This is a genomic window from Rufibacter roseolus, from assembly GCF_017916365.1.
GTDB classification, from domain to species: Bacteria; Bacteroidota; Bacteroidia; order Cytophagales; family Hymenobacteraceae; genus Nibribacter; species Nibribacter roseolus.
In genome coordinates, this window is sequence record NZ_JAFMSU010000003.1 from 36,997 (window position 1) to 52,982 (window position 15,986).

The 15,986-nt window shown below is 48.9% G+C and carries 18 protein-coding genes; 12 read left to right on the forward strand and 6 right to left on the reverse strand.

What is annotated here, in order from left to right; translation table 11 throughout:
• Positions 1 to 498: 498 nt before the first annotated feature.
• From J3P35_RS16055 to J3P35_RS16065, 3 genes are all read left to right on the forward strand, one after another.
• A complete protein-coding gene (locus J3P35_RS16055) occupies positions 499 to 735 on the forward strand; it encodes a hypothetical protein (RefSeq protein ID WP_210465689.1) in 237 nt (78 codons plus the stop codon).
• Between the two features lie 303 nt (positions 736 to 1,038).
• Positions 1,039 to 1,428, forward strand: a complete 390-nt coding sequence (locus tag J3P35_RS16060; RefSeq protein ID WP_210465690.1) for a hypothetical protein — start codon at positions 1,039 to 1,041, stop codon at positions 1,426 to 1,428.
• A 333-nt stretch (positions 1,429 to 1,761) separates the two neighbouring features.
• On the forward strand, positions 1,762 to 2,013 hold the full coding sequence (locus J3P35_RS16065) for a hypothetical protein (protein WP_210465691.1): 252 nt from the start codon (positions 1,762 to 1,764) through the stop codon (positions 2,011 to 2,013).
• A 110-nt stretch (positions 2,014 to 2,123) separates the two neighbouring features.
• Here J3P35_RS16065 and J3P35_RS16070 read toward each other — a convergent pair whose 3' ends face one another.
• Entirely contained in the window at positions 2,124 to 3,218 is a 1,095-nt protein-coding gene (locus J3P35_RS16070; protein ID WP_210465692.1) for a sensor histidine kinase, read from the reverse strand.
• A 162-nt stretch (positions 3,219 to 3,380) separates the two neighbouring features.
• Between J3P35_RS16070 and J3P35_RS16075 the strand changes: the two genes are divergently transcribed.
• The 4 genes from J3P35_RS16075 (at position 3,381) to J3P35_RS16090 (ending at position 6,248) form a co-directional block, all read left to right on the forward strand.
• Positions 3,381 to 3,815, forward strand: coding sequence for a response regulator (locus tag J3P35_RS16075; protein ID WP_210465693.1), 435 nt, complete (start codon positions 3,381 to 3,383; stop codon positions 3,813 to 3,815).
• A gap of 509 nt (positions 3,816 to 4,324) precedes the next feature.
• Positions 4,325 to 4,867: a GNAT family N-acetyltransferase gene (locus J3P35_RS16080; RefSeq protein ID WP_210465694.1), complete on the forward strand. Its 543-nt coding sequence runs from the start codon at positions 4,325 to 4,327 to the stop codon at positions 4,865 to 4,867.
• 35 nt (positions 4,868 to 4,902) lie between these two features.
• Positions 4,903 to 5,529 carry a class I SAM-dependent methyltransferase gene (locus J3P35_RS16085; RefSeq protein WP_210465695.1) on the forward strand — a complete coding sequence of 209 codons (627 nt, stop codon included), beginning with the start codon at positions 4,903 to 4,905 and terminating at the stop codon, positions 5,527 to 5,529.
• Positions 5,530 to 5,756: 227 nt separating this feature from the next.
• On the forward strand, positions 5,757 to 6,248 hold the full coding sequence (locus tag J3P35_RS16090; RefSeq protein ID WP_210465696.1) for an ankyrin repeat domain-containing protein: 492 nt from the start codon (positions 5,757 to 5,759) through the stop codon (positions 6,246 to 6,248).
• A gap of 322 nt (positions 6,249 to 6,570) precedes the next feature.
• On the opposite strand, the gene J3P35_RS16095 is transcribed toward J3P35_RS16090, so the two are convergent.
• From J3P35_RS16095 to J3P35_RS16110, 4 genes are all read right to left on the reverse strand, one after another.
• Positions 6,571 to 7,164 (reverse strand): hypothetical protein, encoded by a 594-nt coding sequence (locus J3P35_RS16095; protein WP_210465697.1) that lies wholly within the window; start codon positions 7,162 to 7,164, stop codon positions 6,571 to 6,573.
• 477 nt (positions 7,165 to 7,641) lie between these two features.
• Positions 7,642 to 8,976 carry an NAD(P)/FAD-dependent oxidoreductase gene (locus tag J3P35_RS16100; RefSeq protein WP_210465698.1) on the reverse strand — a complete coding sequence of 445 codons (1,335 nt, stop codon included), beginning with the start codon at positions 8,974 to 8,976 and terminating at the stop codon, positions 7,642 to 7,644.
• Between the two features lie 306 nt (positions 8,977 to 9,282).
• Entirely contained in the window at positions 9,283 to 9,561 is a 279-nt protein-coding gene (locus J3P35_RS16105) for a hypothetical protein (protein WP_210465699.1), read from the reverse strand.
• A 259-nt stretch (positions 9,562 to 9,820) separates the two neighbouring features.
• A complete protein-coding gene (locus J3P35_RS16110; RefSeq protein ID WP_210465700.1) occupies positions 9,821 to 10,231 on the reverse strand; it encodes a hypothetical protein in 411 nt (136 codons plus the stop codon).
• A 263-nt stretch (positions 10,232 to 10,494) separates the two neighbouring features.
• Between J3P35_RS16110 and J3P35_RS16115 the strand changes: the two genes are divergently transcribed.
• From J3P35_RS16115 to J3P35_RS16130, 4 genes are read left to right on the forward strand one after another with little or no spacing between them, the layout of a single operon-like run.
• Positions 10,495 to 10,923, forward strand: a complete 429-nt coding sequence (locus J3P35_RS16115; protein ID WP_210465701.1) for a thioredoxin family protein — start codon at positions 10,495 to 10,497, stop codon at positions 10,921 to 10,923.
• On the forward strand, positions 10,923 to 11,879 hold the full coding sequence (locus tag J3P35_RS16120) for an FAD:protein FMN transferase (RefSeq protein WP_210465702.1): 957 nt from the start codon (positions 10,923 to 10,925) through the stop codon (positions 11,877 to 11,879). Before J3P35_RS16115 ends, J3P35_RS16120 begins: the two co-directional genes overlap by 1 nt.
• Positions 11,876 to 12,097 carry a DUF4266 domain-containing protein gene (locus tag J3P35_RS16125; RefSeq protein WP_210465703.1) on the forward strand — a complete coding sequence of 74 codons (222 nt, stop codon included), beginning with the start codon at positions 11,876 to 11,878 and terminating at the stop codon, positions 12,095 to 12,097. The genes J3P35_RS16120 and J3P35_RS16125 overlap by 4 nt, the downstream gene beginning before the upstream one ends.
• 15 nt (positions 12,098 to 12,112) lie before the next feature.
• Positions 12,113 to 13,327, forward strand: coding sequence for a DUF3570 domain-containing protein (locus J3P35_RS16130; protein ID WP_210465704.1), 1,215 nt, complete (start codon positions 12,113 to 12,115; stop codon positions 13,325 to 13,327).
• A 124-nt stretch (positions 13,328 to 13,451) separates the two neighbouring features.
• Here the strand turns inward: J3P35_RS16130 and J3P35_RS16135 are convergent, their stop codons facing one another.
• Entirely contained in the window at positions 13,452 to 13,637 is a 186-nt protein-coding gene (locus J3P35_RS16135) for a hypothetical protein (RefSeq protein ID WP_210465705.1), read from the reverse strand.
• Positions 13,638 to 14,208: 571 nt separating this feature from the next.
• Between J3P35_RS16135 and J3P35_RS16140 the strand changes: the two genes are divergently transcribed.
• The gene (locus J3P35_RS16140; protein ID WP_210465706.1) at positions 14,209 to 15,480 is read left to right on the forward strand and encodes a PRC-barrel domain-containing protein; all 1,272 of its coding nucleotides are present in this window, start codon (positions 14,209 to 14,211) and stop codon (positions 15,478 to 15,480) included.
• Positions 15,481 to 15,986 lie beyond the last annotated feature (506 nt).

A 15,986-nucleotide genomic window follows, 5' to 3' on the forward strand; every position in this document is an offset into this window, starting at 1 on the left:
CGAAGCCATATTTTAGAAGAATTGCCTAACCCTCAGGTTTTACTAAGACAGGTTCTTCTGATAAATGCCACCAAAACGCCTGGGAAGAAGAAAAGCCTTGACAGAAAGTGACTTTAAAGGAACTATAGGTTTAAAATAATGAGACATAACATTGTGCTTTTCAAGAAATTGTTCTTACAATTGCGTAGTTCAACCTGGGGCTTTCTTGTTCGTAAATAAACATTACCTATTTATTTATTTCTACTTAGTGCTGGAGGTTAAACAGATTTTGATTTAATTGTACTAAAAGAGAAGATAGACAAGCTCCCTTGCGTGACATTCCTTATAGGAGCTTCAATTGAAAAGCCCAAAGGCGCTTTTAGTATAGAGAACTTAGATCAGGTTAAATAGAAGGATAGATATTTTATGGAAATAAGGGAAGAGATTGCTCAGCAGTTACAAGATATTTTAGAGGACCTAGAAACCACAAGTGAATCTGAGGAGGCAATACCCTCCATTTTGGAATCACTCCAGGAAACCGGTCGCATCATTCAGCATCTTTCAGAAAGCACGGCAGAAGGAGAGCAGTCGCACCAGCGCATTGTATTCCTGTCCAAGATGCTGGAAAATGCGAAGCAAGAGATTGAAGCGGGTGGTGTGCAGGATGGGCTCTGGTTTGGCAAGTCGGTTATTACCTTTCTGCTGAACGGCACCTCGGCGGGAGCCGTTCCGGTTGAAACCGAGGACTACGAGTAATTTAGCGAGCTAAGGAAAGCGTTTGAAACAACGTACAATTTCATAAGCCCCATCCTTGAAGTAGCTTCTGGGAAACTATTCCTTCCATATATTTTCTTGCTGCCAAAGCTGTTCATCATAGATGGCCAGTTGATGTGAACCTTCATTGGTTTGTATCAACTGGCTTTTTCTTTTGCCCATTGTTATCTTAACCAAAGCATTCACCACCTGGAACGGGAAGTTATCTGTACCTTTGGCTTCGCTTTTCTGGGCTGAGCTCCAGCGCCGGCCTCCGGGAAAAGCATGTGATTCAATTTCTATATCATGAAAATAAAGCTGCTCAGCTTCTTAGGGGTTCTGTTTCTGCTTGGCTGCTCCAACGGCCAGAATTCTTCTGTGCAAATGACCTCGTTTAAGGTAGTAAACCAGAAGTCTTTTGAGATGTGTTTCTCCGGCAAAGTGGAAGGGCTTTATTCATTGGTGATCAAAACCAAACAAGGGAAAGTAATTAAAAAGGCGGGCCAATTACAGGGCGCAGGGCGCAAGTGCTTCACAGAGCTTAAAATGCAGCACGCCGCCTCCTCTTACAACACCTCCCAAACCCGCTTCTACACAGATACCCTGGTGACCAGCAACATCGCCTCGGTTAAATGGAACATCGCCAGGCGATACTATGAAGAGCCCTTCGCAGAGGGTGAATTCCAGGTTAAATAACCATAAAGGCTCGGCTTGAGACTTATCCAAACCTCTCCCCTGCTTACAAATAACTCTGGAAAAGAAAGGTTCTGTTTTTGAGGAATCTGTCTGTACAAAAGGCAAAAAAACGCAACACAGTTTTTGGCCTGTTTTGTGAAAAAGGAGCTGTAAACAGAGGGTTTCATTCAGCAAAAATACCCAGAGCAAAAGCGGCTTTCAGCAAAAGACCGGCACCAAGGCTGTAATAAATCTAAGGTCATGCAGACTAATGCAGGTGTGCGTGAATTCCTTCTTTTCAAGGAGAGACATCACTTAAATTTCAGCCTTTACCTTTAAATAAAAGCAATAGCCATGAACGTGCTCACCCTTAATTTGTCAGACACGGTAAGAATAGAAGTAGACAACTCCTACACCGGCAAGGAGACCATTAAGTACAACGGCGAGATTGTATCAGAGAAGAAATCACTGCTGGGCGAGAACCACCGGTTTGAGCGGGAAGAGGAGGGAGAAATGGTCCAATACGAAGTAAGGATCAGCATTAAGCATCTCACCCGCGTGGGAATAGACATCTACCGCAACGACAAAGTGATTCTGCTGAGTTAACCTCAATCTTCTCTTTCCTGAGAACAGGCCAGAAACAGCAGAATGCATACGGCAACAGCTGTTTCTGGCCTGTTCTCAGGAAAGAAGGCCTAAACTAGCGGCTTAGGGCCTTAGGTTTTAGGTACTTCCACAAAGAAAGTGGAACCCTGGCCTTCCTGGCTTTCAAACCAGATTTTGCCTTTGTGCAGCTCTACTATGTTCTTGATGATGGACATACCCAGGCCCACGCTTTTTTCGCCGTGCAATCCTTCACGACGCGCCTTGGTGAACTTGTCAAACAATATGGGTTGCAAATCCTTTGGAATACCAATTCCGTCGTCAGAGATCTTGATGAGTACGGTATCGTCACGGTCTTCCAGGGTGGTGGTGATGGTGCCAGTGTCTTTGGTGAATTTTATGGCGTTTGACACCAGGTTGTTGATAGCCTGCATGAACTTCATCACATCAAGGTAGACATACACCGGTTCAGAAGGCAGTTGGGCCACGAAGTTCTTTTCCAGCAGGGCGCCACCCAGGTGTTGGTAGTTGTCCATCATGATGGCGAGTCTCTGGGTAATGTTCACCCGCTCTTTGTGCAACACCACCTGCGAAGACTCCAGGAACTCATTGTCCACAAAGTCACGGATCATGTCTGATCCCTTCTTCGCGTTTTCTTTGATGTATTCCATGAGCTCTACCGTGGCCGGGCTGGCCGCCTCCAATTCAGTTTCCAGCATGTCCATCATGCCCTGGATATTCTGGAAGGGCGCCGCCAGGTCATGCGACAGGATCTCCAGGGTAGAATTCTTTTTTGAGTTAAATTTAAGGATGTTGTTTTGGTACTCTTTCCGTAGGGTCACATCCTCGGCATAGCCGCAGAGGAAGCGTTCCCCGGCCTCCTCCAGCACCGTAGCAGACAGACAAACCCATTTGAGGTCTTCACCTGGCAGTGTCAACCTTACCTCTATCCCCTTCTGCGAACCCTTGGCCAACAGTTTATGGTACTGTTCCAACAAAAAGTCATGGTCGTCTGGGTGCACCTGTTGCAGCAGTTGGGAGGCATCCAGCAGGGTATCTTCCCTGGATATACCGAAAATGCGGCTAAAGGCCAGGTTCAGATACAACACTTGGTGGTTTCCGAGGTGGTAAATAAAATAGGCTTGGTTAAAGGTCTCGGCGGTCCGCTCCAGCAGGGCGGCATACAGGCCAGTTGATGTATTTTCCATTTCAGAGGAGCCGGCTAACAAAACCGTAGTAGGTATAAAACTGCACTATAAATGTATTTATGAAGCTATATATAGGTATCTGACAGAATTTTGTTCTGGACAATGCAAGAAATAAATAGTACCTTTATGTAGAACCCACCCAAAAGCTATTCCCCCACAGCTATGTCAGAGGCCCACCAACTTATCACCACTTACCAAGACACCGGGGAAATCCTGGTGATTGATGACGACACCTCCAGCCTTTTCCTCATTAAGGATTTGCTCACTTCCATGGGCATGGGCGCCAAAGTCACCACGGTCTCTACCGCCTTGGATGCGCTGGAGATTCTTGAGAGCCGCCGGGGCACTAACCGTTTCCCGGAACTGCTGTTGCTGGACATAAAGATGTCCGGCATAGACGGCTTTGGTTTTCTTGAAAGACTGCACCAGTTGAACCTTCCACGCCATATTGAGCCCAAGGTGGTGGTTTTAAGCTACTACGCCAACAGAACGTACCAGGAGCGCGCCCAGGAACTTGGTGTTTCGGCTTATTTACGGAAACCGCTCACCCGCGAAAAGGTTTTAGACATTATTGGCTTGCGCAGTTACAGCAACTGATCTTTATCCCAGCAGGTAACTCTCTCCAGCTCCGCCCTCGGGATAACACTTATCAATTGGTTTACCTCAGGATAAGAATACCGTGTTTTCTTAAAAACAGGGCGTGAAAGGGCATCACCTTAACAGAGCCTTCCAGCATTCTCCAGGGCTGCCCTTGCGCAGTCCTTTCTCATTCACAGAAATAAAAACGTATCTGACTTTAAAGCTAAGTTTAGCTAATGTATTGAATTTCTGCATAATTCTTTATCTTTAATCACGTACTCCAACTTAAACATTACTACTATGGCCAAAGGAAAGTCACCCTCAAAAGAGACCGGCAAAAAAGAACCTACCAAAAGCCTGAAAGAGAAAAGGGCGGAGAAACAGCAGAAGCGGGAGTCTAAATCAAGGGGAGAATAATTTCCTGTCTTTAGATTCATAAGCCTCTGGTATGGCCACTTAGGGGAGTCCCCTTCCAGGTAGCCATACCAGAGGCTTTTGCTACCTTTCTCTTCTTAACCCTGGCATCTATGGAGAATCTGGTTTTATCAGTGAGGGAGTTGGAGGAGCAGGATGTAGACGCGCTCATGCATTACTGGTTTAGCGCTGACAAAGCCTTTTTAGAAGGCATGGGCGTTGACTTAGCCAAAATGCCGGACAAGGCAGAATGGCGCGAAACACTCCTCCGCCAGGTGCAAACCCCGTTACATGAAAAACCCTCCTACTGCATCATCTGGCAAGCCGATGGCCAGGCCGTGGGACATTCAAACGTGAACAAGATAGTGCCCGGCCAGGAAGCCTCTATGCACCTGCACCTCTGGTCTTCCGGACTCCGGCAAAAGGGTATGGGCACCACCTTCGTGAAAATGACCCTTCCCTATTTCTTCCGTAACCTAGGGTTACAGATGGTTTACGCTGAGCCTTACGCCCTGAACCCCGCGCCCCACAGAACCCTGCAGAAAGCGGGTTTCCAGTTGGTAAAGGAGTACACCACCACCCCGGGCTGGATCAATTTTGAGCAACCCGTGAAAAGGTGGGAAATGACGCAGAAACGTTTCAACACCATGGTTTAAGCCTGTTTCCTACATTTCGGCCTTAAAACACCCGCATGGATACAAGAGAAGCCTACAACACCTGGGCCGCCCAGTATGACACTAACCAGAACCGCACCCGCGATCTGGAGGGCTTGGCACTGCGCAACACCTTGAGCCCGCTTTCTTTTCCAAGATGCCTGGAGATTGGCTGCGGCACCGGCAAGAACACGGTCTTCCTGGCCCAGAAAGCCCGTGACGTTACGGCCATTGATCTGTCTGAGGAAATGCTCAGTAAAGCCAGAGAAAAGGTGCAGGCGCCCCACGTGCATTTCACCCAGGCCAATATCCTGGCCGACTGGACTTTCCGGAACGGCCACTATGACCTGGTTACCTTCAGCCTGGTGCTGGAGCATATCCAATACCTGGACCACGCCTTTGAACAAGCCGCGGCCAGCCTTCTCAGGGGCGGGTACGTGTATGTGGGCGAGCTGCATCCCTTTAAACAGTACATGGGCACCAAAGCCCGTTTTGATACCCTGGATGGCAGGCAGGAAGTGGAATGCTTTGTGCACCCGGTCTCTGAATTCACCCAGACTGCCAAACGGCACGGCCTGGGCCTGGCAGACCTGAACGAGTATTTTGACGACAATGACTCCACCAACATCCCCAGGATCCTGACCATGCTTTTTCAGAAAAGATGAGCATATAAGCCCTTTTCAAGGAAGAAGCCACCTTATTTATGGTCTGTTTTCCAGAAAACATCTTCTTTTTATGACGTAACCGGCTCTAAAAACCGGTCGAAAACGTAATAACGTAAATTTTTCGGCCTAAGGATCAGAGAGAACGAATGAAGAAGCCGTAAAACATAGTCAATCCTGAATGTTTTACGTATGGACAAAAGTGAGTGTACTTCAATCAAAGCCATAACATGAACTTTACATCAACAAGAATTGAGGATATCCTGTTTGACGCCGCCCGGAAAGGAGATGTCGTGACCATTCAGGAGTTGATTGCCGAAGGGGTAGACATCAATATACAGAACGGAAGAGGCTTCACGCCCTTGATTCTGGCTTCTTATGAGGGAAACTATGAGGCCACCAAAGCACTCTTAGATGCGGGGGCAGATGTAAATGCACAGGACCTGAGCGGCAATACCGCCTTAATGGGTCTTTGCTTCAAAGGCTACGCCGATATTGCCGAGCTGCTGATTGCGCGCGGCGCCGACCTGAACATCCAGAACTACAGCGGCGGCACCGCCCTGATGTTTGCCGTTATGTTCGGCCGCCATGAACTCATGCGAATGGTCACCGAATACGGAGCAGACCAGACCATCAGAGACAGCCGCGGACTTACCGCCTTGGAAATGGCCGAGAAAATAGGTAACGATGAAGCCTTGAAAGTGCTGTACCACGGCGGTTGATCATTTCCGGCCACGAGTATTCCATTTACTTCATACACGAGTATTCCATTTACTTCATAAAAGAGCCCTCTCCAGTTAATGATCTGGGGAGGGCTCTTTCTTTTTATGAGGGCTTGCCTCCTTTCAAAATGGCTTTCTTCCCGCTGCCAAAACCAGAAAGCCTGTTTTGGTGCCGTTTATATCAAAACAGCACCAAAACAGGCTTTCTGCCCAAATTCAATCTTAAATTACTTTTAAGTTTCCAGTCATCGCTTATCTCAAATCCCACTTCGCAGCTATGAAGCACAGCTTCCCTTATCCACCAGAGGTATTCAAGAGTGGATTACCTGTTAGCCCGGGAAGGCAGGTAAATCTGGAACCCTAAGCCTAAAGACAGGCCGGTGGTACCTGAGTCTACGTCAATGTTGGCATGGCTCCGCACCAGGTTAAGGGTACCCTCCAGAGACACGTTGGTGGCCACAAAGTGCGCGTAGCCGGCCCGCACGCCATACACGGTAGAAAAGAAAGCATCCCCTTCATTGTCTTTGAGGTTACTTCCGGCAAAACCTACCAGCGCCTCACCAAACCAGCGGTGGGTAGGTGCGGCGCCTTCAGGAAAGTAATACCGCACAAAAGGCGTTAAGCCATAGCTGAAGGTTTCGCCTCCGTCATAAAGCTGCAAACCCAGTTGTACCTGGGCCCCGATGGCTGCGTTATCGCTGATGAAATAACCAGCCCGTGGTTCTACATCAAGGGTAAAGGTTTCAGATCTGAAGTTATGTCCAATGGAAGCCAGATCGGCGCCGATCATCCAGTTTCCTTGTCTTATAGCCGTGGCTTGCACGGGAGCGGTGGTTTGCGGCGGAGATACGGTCTGAGCCATAGTACTACCTACTACAGCCATCACCAGAAAAAGAGTGAGTACATAGTTTTTCATAATTTTAATAATAAGTTATACTATATCTACAACGAGTTCATTTTCATTTAGTTGAAGATTTGGACCAATACTTCACTTCGGTTTTAATAAAATAAGCCTGGGTGGATTTTCATAGAGACTACCCAGGGTTTGATTTGTACTGATTGAAGACTTACCCCAGACCCCGCGTTTGTAAAATCCAGATATTGAAGAATTCAGGTGTTTGAGAATTTGATAGGGCTGGGCCGTGAACAGTGGATCTTTTGAGGGCGCAGGATGGTAGGTGGATTTAGGCATCAAAAGCCTAAGCAACATATTCAAGGCAACCACAAGGGATTGCCTCTACATTGCGGGTACGCCATGATATGCAGGTATAATCATCCCCAACGCTCAAGGAGTACGATATGCGTGCACCAAGAAGGGAAGGCAGTTATCCGCGTGGAAGTTAGTTTGGGTGGAGAATAATTCTGGGGTAGGCATAAAGCCTTCCTCTTCTGCCTAAATAACAGCTTTGTGGGAAATAGTTTCGGTGATGGGAATGTTTTCCTGTTTTTTGCCCACAATAAGGCGGTTGCCGGAGTTGTAAGTGAAGTAATTCCAGCACCAGTTCACCATCACGGTCAAACGGTTCCGGAAACCGATGATAGACACCAGGTGGATGAACATCCAGATAAGCCACGCAACAAAGCCCTGCGACTTGATTTCCTTATTGAAAAGTTTGAGGTCTGCCACGGCCTTGTTCCGCCCGATGGTGGCCATAGAGCCCTGGTCTTTGTACACGAAAGGCTGCAGCGTTTCGCCTTTGAACAGCCGCACCAGGTTTTTGCCCAGCAACTCGCCCTGCTGCATGGCCGGTTGGGCCAACATGGGGTGCCCCTGCGGATTCTCGGGGGTGACCATCGCCGCGATATCGCCAATGGCGAAGACTTTTTCATAGCCCACTACCCGGTTGCAAGCATCCACCTGCAGGCGGTTGCCTTTGAGGAGGCTTTCCGGCTTCAGACCTAAAACCGGGTTGCCCGTAACCCCGGCGGCCCAGATCAGGGTGCGGGTAATGAGCGTTTCGCCGTTGTCCAGGGTTACTGTGTAGCCATCGTAGGATTTTACGCGCCGGTTAAGCCAGATCTGCACGCCCATCTCTTCCAGGAACTGCTGTGATTTAAGGGAGGCTTCCTTAGACATGCCTTTGAGCAACTCGCCGCCGCTCTGGATCAGGTGAATGTCCATGGATTTGAAGTCCAGCTCCGGGTAATCTTTGGGGAACACGTGCTTGCGCAGTTCGCTCAGGGCACCCGCCAGTTCTACGCCGGTGGGACCGCCGCCCACTATCACGTAGTCCATGAGGCTGTTGAGTTGTTCGTGGTCGTCTAGTTGCAGGGAACTCTCAAAGTTGCTTAGGATTGTATTGCGCAGACAGTTGGCATCTTCCACGCTTTTCATGGACAGGGCATTCTGCTCCATCTGCTTATCCCCGAAGTAATTGGTGGTGGCGCCGGTGGCAATGACCAGGTAATCGTACCGGATGAGCCCGATGTTAGTCTCCACGAGCTGTTCCTGGGTGTTCACGCACTGCACCTCAGCTAGCCTGAAATAAAAATTCTCCTGCTCCTCAAATACCTTCCGGAAGGGGTGAATGATGGACTCCGCGTCAATGGCAGCCGTGGCCACCTGGTACATGAGCGGCTGGAAAGTGTGGTAGTTCTGCTTATCAATGAGGATGACCTGCACATCGGCGTGTCTCAGGGATTTCACCAGTTCCAAACCGGCAAAGCCGCCGCCTATGATGACTACCTTTGGTTTACCGGTATTTTTGATTCGTGCGTATGTTGCCATGGTCCTCTGTCAAGAGATTAACTCCCAATTGTGGTGCGGAAAGAAAGCCTTTCCCTACCAAGGTACGGCAGATTTCTGTTCCTCCCCCTGGTACGGGTAAAGTTTACGTGTGGCAGGCGCCGCTGTTCAGTTTTACAGATCAGAAGCAAATTGCAAGACATAAAAATCCCTGCGGTTTCTTTTGCCTAAAGAAACCGCAGGGTTTTTACACGCCCAACAAAAAACAGGGCCGGGCTTCATTTTAAACCTAAACCTCAATGGTAAATGCACAGCAAAAACCTAATAGCAGGTCTTGCTTCATAGAATCTAACTGGCTCTCCTTTTGGCTTCGGTTTGCATAACTTTTAATTCATCCTGGGCGGCTTTGAGGCGGCTCTTGGCGGCTTTTTCCCGTTGCTTGGCATCGTTGGTATCCTGCTCGGCCCTTTTCAACTCGGCTTTGAGGCTCTCAATCTGGCGCTGCTGCTCTGCCACTATGGGGTCACTGGAGTAATTATTTCCCGGCAAGATAGCGCAACCAGTGACCAAGGGAAAAACGAGCACCAGCACCGCCGATGCCAGCTTAGTATAAGTACATGATTTCATAGCCTTAAGAGTTGGTATTTATCCGCTTACGCCTTTATCAAGAGGTTGTTTTACAATAGTTTATAAGTTTTTATCAATTAAACTCAGATGTTCTCCACCCGGTTTTCACACAACGCCTTATGCTTTCAGTTATAAGCCTTATTCCAGAAACCAGCATCACATACTGGTGGGGCGCTAAAGAGAACTCCCGTTTAGAGCCCGTTTTCCTAAGAACCGGCCCTAAACGGGAGCTGAAGTCTAGCTTTGAGAAAAACTGATCTTATAAATCTGGATGGGAACCGGCTCTTCTTCTAAGGGTTCTCACCCGGGCTGGCTCCATTTCCTCTGGTCTGGAGAGCGTGCCTACCACTAAACCCACCAAGCCCATGGTCAGGAATGTGTTGCGCGCCTTGGTGTTTTGGGCAAACCCAAAGATCCAGGGGGCAGCCAGAGAGAAGACACTGGTGGCAAAGTCAATGGCCAGGTGCGCTTTGTAAGGCATCACCTGCACGGCGCCCCACTCGGCTTTGGTAACTAACGCAGAAACTAGGGTACCGCCCGCAATGGCGCGGCAAAGCGTGGTTGCGGTTTCTTCTTCGGTAAAGCCCACAGATTCTGGGGCCGAGGCCACTGCGGGAATATAGGCCACTTCAGCAATGCCGTGCATGGGCCGGGTGATGGGTTGCCACATAGAATTAAAGATTTTATAGATGAAACATGGAAGCTGTTAAACCACAGCTTTTTACTTTTCAATTTTGTACGAGGGCAAGTTGGGTTTGTTTTTAACTAATTCTCTTTTCCGCTTTTCCGCAATAACCCGTTTTTTGGGAAAACAGGCTCTAAACACCCCTACCGGAACCAAACAAAGCTTAAAACAGTCTTAAAGAAAATGGTCTTAGGCGGAGGCCAAGATCCTGTTTTCCTTCTTTTCGGTTTTTAAAACTACCTTACGCTATGAATTTCCTGGTTTTTTTTTTCAGTGCGTTACTGTCCTTCTCCTCCCCTACCTGGCTGAAGGAACTTGACCAAGCCAAAACCCTGGCGCAAAAAGAGCACAAGACCATATTGCTGAACTTCTCCGGCTCAGACTGGTGCGGCCCCTGCATCAAACTGGAGAAAGACATCTTTGAGAACGAGGCTTTCCAGGCGTACGCGGCCCAGAACCTGGTGCTGGTGAACGCCGATTTCCCGCGCCTGAAGAAAAACCAGTTGGATAAGCGCCAAACCGCCCTTAATGAGGCCTTGGCCGAGAAATACAACCAAAACGGTATCTTCCCGCTTACCCTGCTTTTAGACGCCAACGGGAACGTGATCAGGAAATGGGAAGGCATTCCGGCCAAAGAAGCAACTGCTTTCATTGCCCTGTTACAGACTAGCAAATAATGAACCCAGACCTTGCGCCCAGAACCGGGGAAAAACTCTACCGCCGTGTCCAGAAACTGATGGGCAACCGTTTTGAGTTAACCATTCTGGCCGAGGACGAGCATAGGGCCGCCACTTGCCTGGACGCCGCCGTAGCGGAGATCCAGCGCATAGAGGCGGCCCTTACTACTTTTTCAGACAACAGCCTCACAAACCAGATCAACGCCATGGCGGGCATAGCGCCGGTACAAACCTCGCCGGAAGTGTATGACCTCATCGTGCGGTCGCTGCGGCTTTCAGAGTTAACCCAAGGCGCTTTCGATATCACCTACGGCGGCGTGGACAAAAGCCTCTGGAACTTTGACCTGCACATGAAAGCCCTGCCAAGCCCGGCGGTAGCCAAAGCCTCCGTACGGTTGGTGAACTACAGAAACGTGGTGCTGAACCCTCAGGACCGCAGTGTTTTTCTGCGGGAGAAAGGCATGCGCATCGGATTTGGGGGCATTGGCAAAGGCTACGCCGCGGAGCGTTCTAAGGCCGTTTTGCAGAAAATAGGCGTGAAAAGCGGCATCGTGAACGCGGCCGGTGACCTCACTGCCTGGGGTTTGCAGCCCAACGGCGAGGTCTGGACCATCGGCATCGCCGATCCGGAGGCGGCGCACCAGCCTTTCTCCCGGCTCAACATCACCAACATGGCCGTGGCCACCTCGGGCAACTATGAGAAGTACGTCGTTATAGACGGAAAAAAATACAGCCACACCATCAATCCAAAGACCGGTTTACCCGTTACAGGAGTGAAAAGCGCCACTATCATTTGCCCCAACGCAGAACTCGCCGATGCCATGGCCACGCCAATGATGGTGATGGGCGTAAAAGTGGGCCTGAACCTGATCAACCAAATGAAAGGCATTGCCTGCGTGATGATAGATGACCACAACAACGTGCATTGTTCAGACAACATAAGGTTAACCGTATGACTTTCCTTAAAAGTAAAATCCTGGTGCTGCTGGTCACGGGGGCGGGCCTGGCTTCCTGCCAATCGGTGAAGGAGTACAACAAGATGTACCTCAATGACTCTGAGATGGTGCTCTCCGCCAGGAAAGTGCAGAAGACCGAGATGAGCTTCATGCAGTACCGCGAGGGCGCATCGGGGGCCAACGGCGGTACTTCGGGCGGAGGATGTGGCTGTAACTAATCAAGCGGAGCCACCATGCAGAAGATTTACCTCAGCGCCTCGTTCTTCTTTCTCTCCATCCTGGGTTCTTTTGCCCAGACCGCCACGCCCAAAGACACCACCACTTTCAGAAGACGCAAACTGAAGCTGGAGGAAGTCAACTTTGTATCCAGTTACTATACCCAGGACGGAAATAACTCGGCGGTGACAGGCGGCATCGGCACAGAGGAACTCACCGATGTAGCCACCAACTTTGACCTGACCTTCACCCGGTCAGACGCCAAAAACCGGGCGCATACGCTCAACGTGGCCGTGGGCTTTGACCATTATTCCTCGGCCTCGTCAGACCTTATTGACCCTACCACCATTTCCTCGGCCTCGGCAGCCGATAACCGCATTTACCCATCGGTGCAGTGGTCTATGCGGGACCAGGAGAAGCATTACGCCGTGGGTGCCGGGCTTTCTCTGTCTACTGAGTATGACTACTTCTCTAAAGGGGCCAACGTGAACTTCGCGAAGTTCTCCAAAGACAATAACCGCGAGTTTGGGGTGGGGTTAAGCGCTTACCTGGACACCTGGACGGTGATCTACCCCATTGAGCTGCGCACGATAGAAACCAACGGCACCCGCGTGGACAACCCCGAGGCGCACGGCTCCAAACCGCGCAACACCTTTAACACCTCGCTGTCACTGGCCCAGGTCATCAATAAACGGCTGCAGCTTTCGCTTTTGCTGGACCTTACCTACCAGCAAGGCCAGTTGGGCACGCTGTATCAGCGGGTGTATTTTCAGGATAACTCTTTGGATGTGGAACGGCTGCCTTCTTCCCGGTTCAAGGTTCCGGTGGGCGTAAGGGCGCATTACTTTGTCACCGACAAACTTATACTGCGGTCTTTCTACCGATTCTACTCAGACAACTGGGGAATCAAGGCGCATACCGCTGAGTTGGAGACCCCGTTTAAGGTCACGCCCTTTATCTCATTGAGTCCTTACTATCGGTTCTACGCGCAAAGCGCCGCCGACTATTTTGCCGGCTACCAGCAGCACTCGCCCGGTGAGCGGCGCTACACCAGTGACTATGATCTGTCCAAGTTCACCAGCCATTACGCCGGCCTCAACTTCAGGATCACCTCAGTGGATGGGGTTTTCGGGATTAAAAAACTGAACACGCTGGAATTACGCTATGGCCACTACAACCGCAGCAATGGCCTGGTCTCCAATACGGTTTCCTTAGCCGCCACCCTTAAGTAATACCAAACTGAACCACATCTGGGAGCCAACCTACCGCCTTTGGGCGAAGGGTTGGCTTTCTTAAGTTCTAGGGGATTGTTTCAAGCCAGATATGAAAAAAAGGCTGTGAAACGCAGTGCAGGGCTTAAGCTGTATAGCCGTACCGGTTAGATTTCAACTCCAGGCGAATGAGCATGGTAATCCGCTCGCTCAAGGTGTCACTGATGACCTTAAGCTCATCCTGTGAGTACAGGTAAAAATCCAGACTATTGATGAAGTCTACAGCGTCTGAGCAAGCCACTAAATCTGCCTTGCTTATGATGTGAAGCACCGTTTCTAAAGGTATCTTTTTCTCCATATAGTTTGCTCTCTTTGCTTACACGTTCAAACCAATTTAGGAGATTTTAATTCCAAAACCAAAAGGAAAAATACTACTAATCAACCATTTACAGTATTTACCACAATACAAATAGGGTAAACCGTAGCTAAATATCATACTATTTAAAAACCAAAAAAGTATTTATTTAATACCATAAGTATGATCATTCAACAACAAGGTGTCATTTAAAGGTTTAGAGCACGTTTTTATCAAAATAGAATAAAACACAACAAAGGATATATATAATTTTTCCAATCATACACTTCCTCAATTCTTCACTTTAAATTGTATTATTTAATTCAGGTTTGCGGTAATCAGCAGTAAACTAAAATGTTAACAACAGACATGAGAGTTACAGGCTTGCTCTAACATCTCTCCGGAGGGAACGTAAACTTCAATACCTTTTGTGGGCCATTGGTCATTACCAGTGTACCTTACCAGGTGGTGACCTTTAGCTGAGCAGTCTCGGTTAAGGTTGCCCAAGAAACGCAATGTCAACCCAACGGCCTAACGACCTTTAACTATGGAAAGAAGAGATCAACCTGCATCAAACTATCATCTGAAAGAGTTAGGCGACAGCCGGTTCACGGTGGCCAAAGGTGATTCAGACATCAGGGGCTGGAAAGTAAATGATTCAACTGGCAACATCCTGGGCAAGGTAAAGGACCTGCTCTGTGATCCCCAGGCCCTTAAGGTGCGCTACCTCATCGTTGATCTGGAAGGAAACGTCCTGGACCTGGAGTCCCGCGATATTCTCATCCCTATTGGGCTGGCAGAACTGCATGAAGCCGACGATGTGGTGATGGTGCCATCCATTTCCCCAGCCCAGCTGCAGGCCCTGCCTACCTATGACAAGCATAACCTTACCCAGGAGATTGAAAGGGCTGTACAGCGGATCTTTGTGGGCGACCATGTGCACGGTACTTCTCCGGCCCGGCACCCGGAAACGACTGACTTTTACAGCAACGAGCATTTCAACCAGAACAACCTCTACCGAAACCGTAAACCCAAGAACGTGATCGGGCTTTTTCCGGATGCCGTTAGTGCGCAACGGGTAACGCAGGAACTGTTTCATAGCGGCTTTCCTGAAGAGGCCGTTGAAGTGGCCTATCGGCACGGCGAGGGCAATCAGCAGGGTGACTCCTCCCCTAATTTCGAGCAGTTCTTCCACTCCCTTTTCGCCAGCCCCGAGGAGGCAAGAGCACATGAGGCTAAGATGCAGAACAGCCATGCGCTGGTAGTGGTACACGCCTACTCCCAAGACGAGGCCAATCGCGCCGCCCACTTGCTAGACTCCCCACCCACCTCAGAACTGGATATTCAGGTAGAGAGGGCCTCACCAGCTTCCCCCTTAACGGACGGAGCCTTAGAGCAATCCCCAGCAAGGGCGTATTCCCAGGATGCTACTACCATTCCGGTGGTAGAGGATAAATCTCACCTTGACAAACAGGAAGTGGGAACCGGCCAAACGCATAGTCATAGGGTGGAAAGACCCTTGGAGGAGAAAATGCAGCAGCAGGAAGAACACATCCAGATTGAGCGCATTCCCGTGGACCGTTCCGCCACCGAGGTAGATTTCCGCAGTTTCCAGGATGGCGTCATTGAACTGAAAGAATACGGTGAGGTGCCCATTATCTCCAAAGTAGCCAACGTGGTGGAAGAGATTACCATTGGCAAGGATGTAGAAATACGGGAAGAGATTATCCAGGACACCGTCAAGAAAACCGAAATCCAGATTGAGGACCTGAGAAATGACAACCCTCGGACCAACCCGCCAGGGAACTCACATTTTTAAGGTCAATTCTTTTTACTCAGCTATGAGACAAACCTGAGCCAGAAACAACAGCTTTGTCTCATAGCTGATTTTTTTCAGAAGCAGACTAACAAAAAGGAGCCTAATAGTTGCCTATGGAATTCAATAGCTTCTGAAAAATTATTTTTGCGCTAAGTAAGACAGTTTAGGACCGTTTTTATGAAAATCAGCCGAAAACAAGAAAGGAAGTAATCTTGGTTCAGCAACTGAAAAGCCTTGTTGACTTGTAAAAGACCTATCAAGATATTGACCTTCTTTAAAAGTCATAACTAAAGCAGGATACAAGAACAGGTTTCTCAAAACCAAGTCTCTCACAGCGTGTACCTTCTGAGTAAAAAAACATTCTTCAGCCTTCGGTTTAAGGATCTTAAACGAATAAACTTCTTAAATACGCTGCATACAGCCAAATACTCAGAAATCATCTTCTTACTATATTATAATTATTACATACAGCTACAAATAGATTCAAATCCCGTTTAAATTTTTAA